Source organism: Micromonospora sp. NPDC047557 (genome assembly GCF_043205095.1).
GTDB lineage: Bacteria > Actinomycetota > Actinomycetes > Mycobacteriales > Micromonosporaceae > Micromonospora.
On sequence record NZ_JBIDDK010000004.1, the window covers coordinates 106,161 to 119,859 of the forward strand.

14 protein-coding genes are annotated in these 13,699 nt (G+C 72.4%); 6 read left to right on the plus strand and 8 right to left on the minus strand.

The features are described 5' to 3' along the window. Positions 1-23: 23 nt before the first annotated feature. Entirely contained in the window at positions 24-545 is a 522-nt protein-coding gene (locus tag ACGGAQ_RS13295; RefSeq protein ID WP_393048161.1) for a VOC family protein, read from the minus strand. Positions 546-594: 49 nt separating this feature from the next. On the opposite strand from ACGGAQ_RS13295, the gene ACGGAQ_RS13300 reads away from it, so the two are divergent. Both ACGGAQ_RS13300 and ACGGAQ_RS13305 read left to right on the plus strand, forming a co-directional pair. Beyond that, positions 595-1,056 (plus strand): MarR family winged helix-turn-helix transcriptional regulator, encoded by a 462-nt coding sequence (locus ACGGAQ_RS13300; protein WP_393048854.1) that lies wholly within the window; start codon positions 595-597, stop codon positions 1,054-1,056. Between the two features lie 57 nt (positions 1,057-1,113). Continuing rightward, positions 1,114-2,745, plus strand: coding sequence for a tetratricopeptide repeat protein (locus ACGGAQ_RS13305; RefSeq protein ID WP_393048164.1), 1,632 nt, complete (start codon positions 1,114-1,116; stop codon positions 2,743-2,745). 22 nt (positions 2,746-2,767) lie between these two features. Here the strand turns inward: ACGGAQ_RS13305 and ACGGAQ_RS13310 are convergent, their stop codons facing one another. Both ACGGAQ_RS13310 and ACGGAQ_RS13315 read right to left on the minus strand, forming a co-directional pair. After that, positions 2,768-4,159, minus strand: a complete 1,392-nt coding sequence (locus tag ACGGAQ_RS13310) for an ATP-binding protein (RefSeq protein WP_393048857.1) — start codon at positions 4,157-4,159, stop codon at positions 2,768-2,770. Between the two features lie 53 nt (positions 4,160-4,212). Continuing rightward, positions 4,213-4,869 (minus strand): response regulator transcription factor, encoded by a 657-nt coding sequence (locus ACGGAQ_RS13315; protein ID WP_234581645.1) that lies wholly within the window; start codon positions 4,867-4,869, stop codon positions 4,213-4,215. A 95-nt stretch (positions 4,870-4,964) separates the two neighbouring features. Between ACGGAQ_RS13315 and ACGGAQ_RS13320 the strand changes: the two genes are divergently transcribed. Further along, a complete protein-coding gene (locus ACGGAQ_RS13320) occupies positions 4,965-6,080 on the plus strand; it encodes an outer membrane lipoprotein carrier protein LolA (protein WP_393048167.1) in 1,116 nt (371 codons plus the stop codon). 186 nt (positions 6,081-6,266) lie between these two features. After that, positions 6,267-8,561 (plus strand): HelD family protein, encoded by a 2,295-nt coding sequence (locus ACGGAQ_RS13325; RefSeq protein ID WP_393048170.1) that lies wholly within the window; start codon positions 6,267-6,269, stop codon positions 8,559-8,561. A 55-nt stretch (positions 8,562-8,616) separates the two neighbouring features. On the opposite strand, the gene ACGGAQ_RS13330 is transcribed toward ACGGAQ_RS13325, so the two are convergent. After that, positions 8,617-9,036, minus strand: coding sequence for a hypothetical protein (locus ACGGAQ_RS13330; protein ID WP_393048173.1), 420 nt, complete (start codon positions 9,034-9,036; stop codon positions 8,617-8,619). A 319-nt stretch (positions 9,037-9,355) separates the two neighbouring features. Here ACGGAQ_RS13330 and ACGGAQ_RS13335 point away from each other — a divergent pair, with 319 nt between their 5' ends. Then, the gene (locus tag ACGGAQ_RS13335; protein ID WP_354855401.1) at positions 9,356-9,727 is read left to right on the plus strand and encodes a hypothetical protein; all 372 of its coding nucleotides are present in this window, start codon (positions 9,356-9,358) and stop codon (positions 9,725-9,727) included. Positions 9,728-9,797: 70 nt separating this feature from the next. On the opposite strand, the gene ACGGAQ_RS13340 is transcribed toward ACGGAQ_RS13335, so the two are convergent. The 4 genes from ACGGAQ_RS13340 to ACGGAQ_RS13355 all read right to left on the minus strand — a co-directional run bounded on the left by ACGGAQ_RS13340 (position 9,798) and on the right by ACGGAQ_RS13355 (position 13,111). Then, a complete protein-coding gene (locus ACGGAQ_RS13340) occupies positions 9,798-10,772 on the minus strand; it encodes a sporulation protein (protein ID WP_393048176.1) in 975 nt (324 codons plus the stop codon). A 64-nt stretch (positions 10,773-10,836) separates the two neighbouring features. Further along, positions 10,837-11,901, minus strand: a complete 1,065-nt coding sequence (locus ACGGAQ_RS13345; RefSeq protein ID WP_393048179.1) for a HEAT repeat domain-containing protein — start codon at positions 11,899-11,901, stop codon at positions 10,837-10,839. Between the two features lie 119 nt (positions 11,902-12,020). After that, positions 12,021-12,242, minus strand: coding sequence for a DUF397 domain-containing protein (locus ACGGAQ_RS13350; RefSeq protein ID WP_393048181.1), 222 nt, complete (start codon positions 12,240-12,242; stop codon positions 12,021-12,023). Then, positions 12,239-13,111 carry a helix-turn-helix domain-containing protein gene (locus ACGGAQ_RS13355; RefSeq protein WP_393048184.1) on the minus strand — a complete coding sequence of 291 codons (873 nt, stop codon included), beginning with the start codon at positions 13,109-13,111 and terminating at the stop codon, positions 12,239-12,241. The genes ACGGAQ_RS13350 and ACGGAQ_RS13355 overlap by 4 nt, the downstream gene beginning before the upstream one ends. A 333-nt stretch (positions 13,112-13,444) precedes the next feature. On the opposite strand from ACGGAQ_RS13355, the gene ACGGAQ_RS13360 reads away from it, so the two are divergent. Beyond that, positions 13,445-13,693 (plus strand): DivIVA domain-containing protein, encoded by a 249-nt coding sequence (locus ACGGAQ_RS13360; RefSeq protein WP_393048187.1) that lies wholly within the window; start codon positions 13,445-13,447, stop codon positions 13,691-13,693. Positions 13,694-13,699 lie beyond the last annotated feature (6 nt).

The window sequence follows — 13,699 nt, forward strand, 5'->3', positions numbered from 1 at the left end:
GTCCGTTCTACCCTATGGCCGGCTCAGGCCGGCACGGAGATCCCCACGCCACCGCGGGTCTGCCCGCCGTAGCGCTGCCGCTCGGCGTCCAGGTCGAGCCGACCGATGCGCTTGCGGGCGGCCAGGGCGGTGTCGTCGAGCAGGTCGGCCGGGATCAGCCAGACCACCTCGAACTCCAGGCCGTCCGGGTCCTGGCCGTAGAGGCTCTTGGTGGTGCCGTGGTCGGACGCGCCGACCAGCGCCCCGGCGGCGGAGAGCCGCTCGGCGGTGGCGGCCAGCTCGTCGAGGGTGTCGACCTCCCACGCCAGGTGGTAGAGCCCGACGGTGGACCGGCCGGCGGTGGACCGGCCGGCGGCCGCGCCGATCTCGAACAGGCCGAGGTCGTGGTCGTTGGTGGAGTCGGGGGCCTGGAGGAAGGTGGCGCCCCGGAAGCCGTCCGGGGTCATCGCCACCGGGCGGAAGCCCAGCACGTCGCGGTAGAAGGCGACGCTGCGGGCGAGGTCACTGACGTAGAGGACCGCGTGGTTGAGCCGGTGGATACCCATGACCCCAGGCTAGCGCCATTTGGTTGAACGTTCAACCATCGGGGGTATGATGGGCGTCATGACCCGCTGGTTGGACCCCGATGAGCAGCGCACCTGGCGAGCGTTCCTCGCCGCCTCCCGGGCCCTGATGGACACGCTCGACCGCGAGCTGCAACGCGATGCCGGCATGCCGCACGCCTACTACGAGATCCTGGTCCGGCTCTCCGAGGCCCCGGGCCGCCAACTTCGGATGAGCGACCTGGCCGATGCGGCGGGGTCGTCGCGCAGCCGGCTCTCGCACGCGGTGGCCCGCCTCGAGGCGGCCGGCTGGGTACGCCGCGAGGACTGCCCCACCGACCGGCGCGGGCAGATCGCGGTGCTCACCGACGACGGTTTCGCCACCCTCGCCGCCGCCGCCCCGGGCCACGTCGAGGGGGTACGCCGACACCTGTTCGACGCGTTGAGCCCGGCCCAGGTCGACCAGTTGCGCCGGATCAGCGAGACGTTGGCCGAGCACCTGACCAGATCCTGACCGATCGGCACCGGCGCGGGTCTTGTACTTACCGTCGTCGGATGAGCACGATGGGGCGTGTCCTCCGGCTTCGACGAGTTGACTGACCAGGCGCACCACCTCGTGTCCACTGGCGACGTGGTCGGTGCGCAACGGCTGCTCTCCGACGCGCTCACCGACGCCGACCCCCGCCCGGCCAACGCCACGCCCGAGCTGGCCGAGGCGGCCAGCCTCCAGGCGCGGGTGCTCGTCGCCCTCGGCGAGCCGCACTCCGCGCGAGGCTGGGCCGCCTTCGCGTACGCGGCCACCACCCGGTTGCACGGCCGCTCCGACCCCCGCACCGTGGCCGCCGCGGCCACCCTGGCCGCCGTGCTGCACCGGGTGGGCAGCCACTCCCGGGCCGCCCGGCTGTACCAGGAAGTCATCATCGAGCTGACCGCGCAGGACGGGCCGGAGTCGCTGCGGGTGCTGGCCGCGCACGCCGACCTGGCCACCGTCGAGTACGCCCGGGGCCAGTGCACGGTGGCCCGCGACCGCCTCCAGGACGCCTGGGAGCTGCACCGCGAGGTGTACGGCGACGGTCACCCCAGCGGGATCAAGATGCTGGCCCGGCTCGGCGCCATGCAGCGCGACTGTGGGCAGTTCGCCGAGGCGCACGACAACCTGGCGCTGGCCCGCGAGCTGTGCCGGCAGCACCTGGCCGCCGACGACCCGCTGGCGCTGCAGGTGGCGGCTCTCGCCCGGGCAGCGGCCAACCCCGACCATGTCTGCGCCGACGACGCGCCCGCCGACCGGGACGCCCCGGTGGTGCCGGCCGCGCGTACCGCGCCGCACAACGACCGGCCGGTCGAGTCCGCCTACCACCCACCCGCGCCCCCGCCGCGCCAGGTGGACCCGGGGGTGACCGGTCCGGCCGACCGCGACGACGAGGGCCGGGCCGGGCACGGTGTCGGCTCGGTGCCGAACCCTCGGGTGCCGGCCGACGAGCCGGACGGGTCGCCGGGCTTCCGCTGGCCGCCGGACCCGACGGACGAGCCCGCTCCGCACTCCATCGTCCCGCCGGTGCCCCCATCGGTGGCCGGGTTCACCGCCGGCACCGAGGAGACGTCCGGCGTCTACCGGCTGCACCGCCCCGGCGCGTCGACCCAGCCGGACCAACCGGCGGAGCCGTACGCGCCGCTGGAGCCGTACACGCCGTCCCGGCTGCTGCCGGTGCCCGTGCACCGGGCGAAGGCGTCGCCGCGCAACCGGCTGGTGCCGGTGCTGGTGGCCGGCGTCGTCGTGGTGCTGCTGGGCACGGCGGCGGTGATCGCCGGGGTGGCGCGCGTCGGCGACGGGGACGACCCGAAAGCCGGGCCGGACAACGGCTCCCCCAGCGCCGGCCCGACCGGCACGGGTGCGCCGGCCGCCACCGGCACGGCAGCGCCAGCCGCCGCACCCGGCACCCCGCCCGGCGCGGTGAGCCTGCGCGACAACCGGGACAACATCGCTCTGCGCTGGACGTACCCGGCCGGCGGCGAGGGGCCGGTGGTCGTGTCGGCCGGCCGGGCCGGGCAGGAGAAGACGGCGATCGCCACGCTGCCCGCCGGCACCGACAGTTACATCGTCTACGCGCTGAACCGCGCCAACGACTACTGCTTCACCGTGGCCGTCGTCTGGTCCACCGACACCGTCGCGAGCGCCAACCAGGTCTGCACCCGCCGCCGCTGACGTCCCGACCGGCTGAGCGTCGTCATGGTGTGTCGACCGCCGCTTGCGGCCCGTCCCCGGTCGGCGTCCTCGGGAGCAGCAGCCGCACCCGCAGCCCTCGCGGGCCGTCGGCGTCGGTCAGGGTGATGGTGCCGCCCGCGCGGCGGACCAGCTCCCACACGATGGCGAGGCCCAGGCCGGCGCCGCCGTCGTCACGGCCCCGGCCGTCGTCCAACCTGGTGAAACGGTCGAAGACCCGTCGCCGGTCGGCTGCCGGAATCCCCGGGCCGTCGTCGGTCACCGTCACCAGGTGGTACGCGGCATCGTCGTGCGGCTCGGCGGTGAGGACGACGCTGCCCCGCGCGTGCCGGACGGCGTTGTCGACGAGGTTCGACAGCACCCGCCGCAGCTCGGCCGCGTTTCCGGCCGTCCACAGCGGGCCCGGCGGCGGCACGAGGAGCACCGGCGGGGACGGGTACCGGGCGGCGACCTCGGTCATCAGCGCGCCCAGGTCGACCGGGCCGGTCCCCCGGGCCGGCGGCATCTCGTCCAGGCGGGCCAGCAGCAGCAGGTCGTCGACCAGCCGACTCAGCCGCTCCGTGTCGGCGAGCAGGTTGACGGTCACCGCCGTCCAGTCCGTACGGTCGGCGAGCCGCTGGGCCACCTCCAGCTCGGTGCGGATGTTGGTGAGCGGGCTGCGCAGCTCGTGGGCCGCGTCGGAGACGAAGGCGCGCTGCCGGGTCCGGGCCGACTCCAACCGGTCCAGCATCCCGTTGAGGGTGACCGCCAGCCGGTGGATCTCGTCGGCGGAGGCGGGCACCGGCAGGCGGCCGCCGCCCGCGCGGCCGGTGATCTCCTCGGCGCCCCGGCGCAGCGCTTCCACCGGACGCAACGTCGCACCGATCACCCGCCACGCCACCCCGGCCAGGGTCGCCACCAACAGCGGGAACGCCACCAGCAGGATGGCGCGTACCACGTGCGTGCTGTGCCGGACGTCGGCCATCGACCGGGCGACCAGGACGGTGAGCGGATCCGCTGCCGTGCCGGCGGGTACGGCGACCACCCGAACCGGGCCGGTGAGCCCGGCTCGCTCCGCCGGCACCACCAGACGCTGACGGCGACCGGTGTCCAACCGCTCGGGGCGGACCATCGGGACCAGCCGGTCCGCGTCGATCGAGGCGGCCCGGATCCGACCCTGCGCGTCGATCACCTGGACCCGGACCTGCCCGCCGGCCACCGGCAGCGGGTCGGGCAGGGCGTCCTCGGCGGCGAGCAGAACCACCGCGTCGGCGGTCCGGAACGCCTCGGTGTCCACGGTGCGCTGGAGCACGAAGCCGAGCGCGCCCAGCAGCACCGCCCCGCCGAGGGCCAGCCCGAGGGTGAGACCGACCACGCCGAGCGCCGTGAGCCGCCCGCGCAGGCCCAACCCGCGCAGACCCCACCCGGGCAACCGGCGGACCCGACGACCACCCACCGGGTCGGCCGGTGTCACGTCGCCAGCCGGTAGCCAGCGCCCCGGACGGTTTCCAGCCGGTCCCGGCCGAGCTTGCGACGCAGATAGCCGACGTACACCTCGACCGCGTTGGGCGCCGTCTCCAGGCTGGCGTCCCACACGTGGTCCAGCAGTTCGATCTTGGAAATCACCTGGCCGGGACGACGCATCAGATAGTCCAGCAACGCGAACTCCCGCGCGGTCAACGTCACCTCGGCGTCGGCACGGGTCACCCGTCGGCGGGCCGGATCCAGCCGCAGGTCACCAACCGTCAGCACGGTGGGGCGTTCCGGCGCTCCCCGACGCAGCAGGGCCCGCAGACGGGCCAGCAGCACCACGTACGAGAAGGGCTTGGTCAGGTAGTCGTCGGCGCCGCAGTCCAGGCCGTCGGCCTGGTCGTACTCGCCGTCCTTGGCCGAGAGCATCAGGACCGGCAGCCAATGCTGCTCGGCGCGCAGCCGGCGGACGAGCTCATAGCCGGACAGCCCGGGCAGCATCACGTCGAGGATCATCGCGTCGTACCCGCCGTGCCGGGCCGCGTCCAGTCCGGCGGGGCCGGTCGCCGCCACGTCGACTGCGAACCCCTCCGCCTGCAGGCCGCGTTGCAGAGCAGCCGCCAGCCGGGCCTCGTCCTCCACCACCAACAACCGCACGGTCCAAGGGTGCCACCCGGGTCAAAGCCGAAGGTTCGGCGTCCTCAGCGCCTTCACAGCGCCGACCGGGCAGGATGTCTGGCAGGAGGTGCACCATGTCGATCCTGAGAAGCCGTCCCGTCCTGCGCTGGCTGGTCCCGGCGGCCGCCGGCGTCGCCGTCATCGGCGGAGGCGCCGCGATCGGCACGTTCGCCGCCGAGGCGGAGCCGAGCCTGCCGCCGCGTACCGCCGCCCAGCTCCTGGTGGATCTTCAGACCTCCCGGCTGGAGGGGTTGTCCGGGACGGTCGTGCAGCGTGCCGACCTCGGTCTGCCGCCGCTGGTCGGGCTGATTCCCGGCAACGACCTGACCGCCCTGCTGACCGGCACGCACACCCTGCGGGTCTGGTATTCCGGGCCGGAGCGGCAGCGCGTCGCGCTGATGGACACCCTCGGCGAGCAGGACGTGATCCGCAACGGCCGGGACGTGTGGACCTGGGAGAGCCGGGGCAACACCGCGCGCCATCGCACGCTGGGTGACCCGGGCACCACCGGAAAGCCGGGTCCCGCGGCGACGCCGAGCCTCCCCGCCACCCCGCAGGAGGCCGCCGACCTGGCGTTGGGCGCGATCGATCCGAGCACCGAGGTAAGCGTCGGCCGCTCGGCCACCGTCGCCGGCCGGGACGCCTACGAGTTGGTGCTCCAACCGCGCGACCGCGACTCGCTGGTGCACCAGCTGCGGATCGCCATCGACGCCGCGCAGCACGTGCCGCTGCGCTTCGAGGTGCTCGCCAAGGGCAGCGACCAGCCGGCGTTCGAGATGGCCTTCACCCAGGTCGACTACCGGCGTCCCGACGCCGACCAGTTCGCCTTCAACCCGCCACCCGGGGTGGCCGTCACCGAGGAGACCGCCGAGCGGCCATCCGCGGGCCGGCCCGCGCCGGCCGCACCGGGCGGAGACCCGCAGCTGCGTACCGTGGGCGACGGCTGGGCCACCGTCCTGGTCGCGCGACTGGACGGGACCCCGGGCAAGACGGCCGCCGGCAAGCCGGCCGGCGCGGCGCCGGACGCGGACGTGTCGAAGCTGCTCGGCGGGCTGCCTGCGGTCAGTGGGGACTGGGGCAGCGGCCGACTGCTCACCGGGAAGCTGTTCAGCGTGCTGCTCACCGACGACGGTCGGGTGCTCGCCGGAGCGGTCACCCCCGAGCGGCTCTACCAGGTGGCCCGCGGCTGATTTCCCGAAGCGCTCACGCCGGGTCGACCAGATGGTCGGCCCGGCGTCCGTGCTGGTGTGACTCGAATCGGCCCGGTCGGCTTGGTGACAGCGGGCGGGCCGCGCTATCTTCAACAATTCGAGGGCACAAAAAAGAACGGCATAAAAGCCGTTCCTGCAAAGCATTCTAATCTTAAGGGAGACGGCTTGTCAAGGCACTCCGGCGGTACCGGTGAATTGCCGGTCGACGACGAGATCGGCCGCGAGCAGGAGTACGTCTCGATGCTCTACGACCGGCTGGACGGGCTGCGTGAGCAGGCCACCCACCGGCTCACCGCCGAGCTGCGCAACACCGGCGGCACCCTCCAGGACCGCTCCCAGCGCGACAGCTCCGTGGCGATGTACGCCGACCAGGTCGAGCAGTTCTCCGCCGTGGAGAATGGTCTCTGCTTCGGGCGGCTCGACGGCGACGACGACTCCCGCCGCTACATCGGCCGAATCGGGATCTTCGACACCAGCGGTGACTACGACCCGCTGCTGATGGACTGGCGGGCCCCCGCCGCGCGTCCGTTCTACCTCGCCACCGCCGCCAACCCGCAGGGCGTACGCCGACGGCGGCACCTGCGCACCCGCCAGCGCAAGGTGACCGGGCTCAACGACGAGGTGCTCGACATCGACAGCGCCTCGCCGGGCGGGCACGAGGAGCTGACCGGTGAGGCGTCGCTGCTCGCCGCCCTCAACGCCGGCCGGACCGGCCGGATGCGCGACATCGTGGAGACCATCCAGGCCGAGCAGGACGCGATCATCCGCGCCGATCTGCCCGGCGTCATGGTCGTCCAGGGCGGCCCCGGCACCGGCAAGACGGCGGTCGCCCTGCACCGGGCGGCGTACCTGCTCTACACACACCGGCGGGAGCTGTCCAGCCGCGGTGTGCTGCTGGTCGGCCCGAACGCGACGTTCCTGCGCTACATCTCCCAGGTGCTGCCCACACTGGCCGAGACGGGCGTGCTGCTGCGTACCCAGGGTGATCTGTTTCCCGGGGTGAGCGCCCAGCGCGTCGAGCCGGCCGAGACCGCGGCGCTCAAGGGACGGGCGGTGCTCGCCGAGGTGCTGGCGCTGGCCGTCCGGGACCGGCAGTGGGTGCCCGACGAGCCGCTGGAGATCGAGGTCGAGCGCGAGGTGCTGACCCTCGACCCGGAGACGGTGCGCGCCGCCCGCGACCGGGTGCGCCGCACTGACCGGCCGCACAACCTGGCACGGGCGCTGTTCGACGTGGAGATCGTGCACGCGCTCGCCGACCAGGTGGCGGAGCGGATCGGCGCCGACCCGCTGGGCGGGGACAATCTGCTCGACGAGGCCGACCGCGCCGAGATCCGCCGCGAGCTGCGCGAGGAGACGGAGATTCAGGCCGCCCTCGACCGGCTGTGGCCGGTGCTCACCCCGCAGCGCCTGCTCGCCGACCTGTACGCGGACCCGGACCGGATCGCCGCCGCCGCGCCGATGCTCACCGACGACGAGCGCGCCCGGCTGCATCGCGAGCCGGGTGGTTGGACGCCCGCCGACGTGCCGCTGCTGGACGAGGCCGCCGAGCTGCTCGGTGAGGACGAGCGGGCCGCCGCCGCCCGCCGGGACCGCATCCGGATGATGGAACGGGAGTACGCCGAGGGCGTCCTGGAGATCGCCCGGGGTTCCCGCTCGATCGACGTCGAGGACGAGGCCGAGGGCGGTGAGATCCTCGGCGTGACCGACCTCATCGACGCCGACCGGCTGCTCGAGCGGCAGGAGGAGGCCGACCGGCTGACCACCGCGCAGCGCGCCGCCGCCGACCGGACCTGGGCGTTCGGGCACGTGATCGTGGACGAGGCGCAGGAGTTGTCGCCAATGGCGTGGCGGCTGCTGATGCGCCGCTGCCCGAGCCGGTCGATGACGATCGTCGGGGACGTGGCACAGACCGGCGCGCTCGCCGGGACGCCGTCCTGGGCCGATGCCCTCGCCCCCTACGTGGCGCAGCGCTGGCGGCTGACCGAGCTGACGGTCAGCTACCGCACGCCGGCCGAGATCATGGCGGTCGCCGCCGACGTACTGGCCGAGATCGACCCGGCGCTGCGACCGCCGCGCTCGGTGCGCGAGAGCGGCGTACCACCGTGGGACCGGGCGGTGCCCGACGAGCAGTTGCCCGCGGAGCTGGTGTCGGCGGCGACGCGCGAGGCCGCCGGGCTGACCGAGGGCCGGCTCGGCGTCATCGTGCCGGCCAGCCGGGTGGACGCGCTCGGCGCGGCGTTGACCGCCGCGCTGCCCGAGGCCACGGTGGGCGAGCAACCGGAGCTGGAGAGCCGGGTGGTCGTGCTGACGGTCGCGCAGGCCAAGGGGCTGGAGTTCGACTCGGTGCTGGTGGTCGACCCGGACCGGATGGTGGCGGAGTCGCCGCGCGGGCGCAGCGACCTGTACGTCGCGCTCACCCGGGCCACCCAACGCCTGGGCGTCCTGCGCCCCTGCCGCTGACCGACCGCCGCGCCCCCGCTGACCGGCCGGTCGGCGGGGGCGGGCTCACCGTCGGTCAGTCGGTCGAGCGGTCCCGGATGGACTTCGCCGGCCCGGTGGCGGACGTGGACTGGTCGCTGGTGCTGCCGCCCATCGGGGTGCTCAGACCGCCGGTGGTGGCATCCCCGGTCGTCGTCGGAGCCACCTTGCCCGGGTGCCGCTCCGGCTGGCGGGCCACCCGACGCACACTCGCCGGGCCGGCCGTGCCACCGGTGGTGGTCACCGCACCCTGCCCACCGACCGGGCCGCCATCGTGCAGCACCCGCGGATCGACCCGTTCGTGCGCGGGGTCGAGTGGGTCGTCTCGCTGGATCTGGCTCTCCACGTCGGTGGGGGGCACTGTCACCTCGTCGAGGGCGCCCTCGCCGTACACACTGCCGGCGATCCGGTTCTCGGCCTGCCGGGCGGCCTCCTGCCGCATGTCGTCCTCACGCACGGTCATCACCTCGCAGAAGCTGTGGAACCGACTGCGTGCCCGGCCACCGGTCGGCCAAACCCGCGGCACCCGCGTGCCGAGCGGGAAACGGACATCCGCCCCGATGGGTCGGAAAGTGCCCGCGCGGCGCGGGTCGCGCCGGCAGTGGCACGGCCCCGGCCGCCGTCGATTCTTTTTCGGCTGAGGGAGTGTTACCTGGTCCCGGGCCTCGGGTAGTCGGGGGGTGTCCCCGCCGTGAAAGCGAACCGTGCCGTGGCCGAAACGCGGTAGCGGGGCGAGGGAATGCAGGTACGACTCATCGCATCCTGAGGAGGACCAGATGAGCACGCAGGCTGCTTCCACCCGGCCGATGAACCGGCCGATGAACGACCCGCAGAATCCCGCCGCGATGCGGGAGACGCAGCAGATGCCGGTCATGCACGACGGGCGTCGCAACGACATGCAGGCACCTGGTACGGAGACCAAGCAGGCCTTCAAGACCACCGAGTTCTGGATCTACCTGATCGCGGTGGCCGCCGTACTGGGCGCGTCGCAGGTCGTTGGGCGGAACTCGGCCGGAGTGGACATCTTCCGGGCCGACAACGCCTGGTTCCTGATCACCCTGCTGACGCTGGGCTACCTCGGTAGCCGCGGTCTGGCCAAGGCCGGCAGCAACTGGCGCAGCAGCGAGGAGCGCAAGGCCCGGCACTGACCGGGTGACAGCACAGCGCACGGTGGCCTCCGGGAGGATCTCCCGGAGGCCACCGTCGTGTGTGGAATCGCTACTCGTCGCCGCCGAAATCCCCGAAGTCTCCGCCGAAGTCGCCCTCGAACGCGTCCTCGATCATCTCGCCGGCGATCATGCCGCCGGCGACGCCGAGCGCCGCGCCGGCGACCACGCCGCCCACGCCCATGCCGCCACGCCCGTGACCGTGACCCGGACCGTAGCCGTGACCGCGGCCGTACTGGGAGCGCAGGCTGCCGTAGCGGGACGTCGTCTCGCGCAGCCACCCGTCGACGACCTGCGCCCAGTCCACGCGGTCGACGTCGGCGTGGGACACCTGGTAGCGGCCGAACGCGTCGTGCCCGGCGCTCAGGAAGCCGCCGCGCTTGTCACACTCCAGGATCACCTCGACGCCGCGCTGGCTCGTCACGAAGGTCAGCTCGACCTCGTTGATGGTGCTCGCGTACTGCGGGGAGGCGAAGAACTCGATCTCCTGGTAGAACGGCAGCGTCTGCTGCACGCCCCGGATGTGGCCGCGCTCCAGGTCGGCGTGCTTGAACCGGAAACCGAGCCGCTGGAACGCCTCCAGGATCCGCTCGTGCACCGGCAGCGGGTGCACCGCCACGTGGTCCAGGTCGGTCTTGTCGACCGCGCGGGCCACCGACAGCTCCGTCCGCAGGCCCATCGTCATGCCGTGCAGGCGCTGGCCGTACACGTCGGTGATCGGGGTCTCCCACGGCACCGGGAGCTGGAACGGGATCGACAGCTCCTGCTTGGGCGCGAGCTGGAACGCGCCACTGACGGCCATCCGATGAAACTCCATGGTGCCCGCGTACTCCGTGTCGTGGCCCTCGACCTCGACCCGGGTGACCAGACCGATCACCACCTGCTCGATGGCCGCCGGGCTGTCACCGCCGACGAGGTTGACCTGCCCGTCGAGGGTCAGGCCGGGCCGGGTGTTGGGGTTGGTCAGCACGGTGTCCACACTGGGACCGCCCACACCGAACGCGCTCAACATCTTCTTGAAGACCATCGAAACTCCTGTGCGACAGCCGACCGCTCCTGTGTTGGAGTCGGACGTTGACTCGACGGGCACCCTATCCAGCACCCCTGTGAGGTGGCTGTGAAGCGAGACGCGTCTCCACGTCCGCGATCGCCAGGTCGGCGGCCCGATCCGGGTCGTCTCCGGCCCGCCTCAGCAGCGCATCCGCGAACCAGTGGTCGGTGACGCCCGGCCCGTCGGTGACCTCGAGATACAGGCCGAGGTCACACCGTTCGCCGAAGATGGCGACCCGCAGATCGGGACGGCGGCGGTGAATGACGTCGAGAATCCGCCACACCGCGTCGTCGCGCTGGACGCGGCGCACCGGGTCACATTCGAGCAGGGCCTGGGCGACACGATCCGCGCTGGGATCGAATCCGTCCAGCAGCGGCAGCAACGACGGGTCCGCCAGGTACGCGGCGGCCTGGAAGGTGAACGAGTGGACCTCGTCCCGGGCGAGCAGCTCACGTACCAGTGGAAGCGCACGTGCGTCCCGCCGCCGGGCCAACCCTCGGGCGCCCTCCGCGCGTACCTCCGGGTCGACATCGCGGGTGCGGTCCCACAGCGCCTGCCGGACGGCGTTCCCGTCCGCGGTGCTCACCCAGCCGAGCCCAAAGGTGGCCCATTCCCGCACCGTCGGGTCGGCGTCCGTGCACAGGTCGAGCAATACCGCCTCACCCGCCTCGGCCGGAGGATCGTCGAGGACCGCCGGCACCGCGACCGCGACCTGGAACCGTACGTCGCTGTCGGGGCTGCTCGCGAGGGTGACCAGGGTGGGCAGCGCGCGGGGATCGCAGGTGGCGCCCAGGGCGCGCGCGATCGACCAGTGCACCTCGGGATCGACTTCGGTGCCGGCGAGCGAGATCAGGGCCGTCGCGGCGGCGGCACGCAGGTCGTCCCCGTGCACGTCACTCGCGAAGCCGAGCAGGTCGCACGCCGCCGCGCGCACCACGCGGTCCGCGTCGGCAAGGTGCCCGACCGCCAGACCGACGGCCACCGAACCCGAGTCGGCCGCCTGCCGGAGCAGCTCCGATCCGTCGTCGGAGTCGCCCGAGTCGACGACGCGACGCAGCCGCTGCACCGCCTGGTCGAAAAGGTCCGCCACCTCGTACGTCTCCACGACCGGGATGGTGCCCGCGGATCGGTGGGTGCCGCCACCCAATTGCTGATCAACTCGACATCGCCGATGTGGGGGTATCAACTCGCCGGGACACCCCAACGTCGGCGATGTCGAGTCGATCACGGCTCGGTGCGGGCGAACCTGCCGTCCTTGACCCCGTTGACGAACGCCGCCCAGCCGCTGACGCCGTAGAGGAGGGTCGCCGCCGCGCGGTCCTTGCTGTCGCGCACCGCCACCCGACCAGAGCCGTCGAGAACAGGCCCCGCCTCGACGCAGTTGCCGCCGTTGTCCGGGCTCCTCGTGCTGATGTGCCAGGCGACATGAGGCGTGGACTCGCTCATGACAGCTCCTCTGCGAGTGCTGTGATCAGCTTCGCCGACTCAGTCGCACTGAGTGCGGCCTCCCGGAGGCGATCGTACGCGCGGACGTACCGCGAGGCATTGTCCGATTCCAGGAAGAGCCGCCCACCGAGGGTTTCAGCATGGGCGACGTCCGAGTAGGGGGAAGGCATCCGGAAGAGCCAGAAGGTGCCGTCCAGGCCCGCGTGCAGCCCGAGGGTCAGCGGGAGGACACGGATCTCGACGGTCGGCTTCGCGGTGGCGCGCGCCAGGTGGGCCAGTTGAGCAGCCATGACGCTTCTACTCATGACAGGCCGCCGCAGGGCCGTCTCCTCGATGATCACGGCGAGTCTCATCGGCGAAGGACCATCCAGCAACCGCTGCCGATCCATGCGCAGTTGGACCCACCTCCGGATCTCGACCTCGCTCGCGGAGCTGGGCTCGGCATTCCTGATGACCGCCTCGGCGTAGTCGAGCGTCTGAAGCAGACCGGGTATCAGATGCGCCGCGTAGGTACAGACCTCATCGGCTCTCGATTCCAACCACGGGAAGTCAATGAACGAGTTGTCGTAGATCGTCTTGTCGAAGCCGTTGTCCCAGCGGTCGACGCGCCAGGCGTCCTGCGCGAGCTGGATGAGCCGCTCCCGTTCTCGCTCCTCGTAGACGCCGTAAAGGTCCAGCAACGCCACGACGAGATCTCTCCGGAAGGGCCATTCCGCCCTCTCGTAGCGAGCCAGCGACGAGAAGTCACGCTCAAGGTACTGCGCGACGTACTTGAGGGTGAGCCCACGCTTCTCGCGCAGCTCACGCATCTGCTGGCCCAGCCATTGGGCACGCAGGGTTCGAACGAACGGCTCTCTGTTCGCGGCCATGCTCACCTCTCCGGGGCACCCAAAAAAGGATTCCGTTGGTGTCGTTGCACCAATACCGAGGCCACTGGAAACGTGGCCTGCGGGTGAGGGTGATCGCCGGCCCCCGGGGACGCCCGGTGCAAACGCGGCAACCGCGGCTGTGCCAACAGCCGAAAAGGTGACGAGAGGCGGCCTCGCGAGTGGCAGTCGCATACCGGTTCTCGTCGGGTCTCAACTAGAGCGTCGGGATGTGCGAATCCGGGCTCCGAACCGACTTGACCGAATACCTACCACGAAAAGGGGCGCTCTCGCGACCTCGACCCGCCCATCGACCGACGACGACAGAGGTGACCGATGGCCAGAGGCACGTTCTACGACGGCAGCCGGCTGCATCCGCGGCACGTCCGCGACCGCCAGTTCGCCACCGTCGGCTTCGGCCGGCGGGGCCTCAACCCCAGCGAGGTGCGGCGGTTCCTGCACCGCGTCGCGCTCGATCTGACCGCGCTGCACCGTGACCTGGCGTTGCTCAGCGAGGAGAACGCGCGGGTGAAGCGGGCGCTGCGTGCCCGGCAGAGCACCGGGCCGGAGAGGCGTCAGCGGTGATTCCGC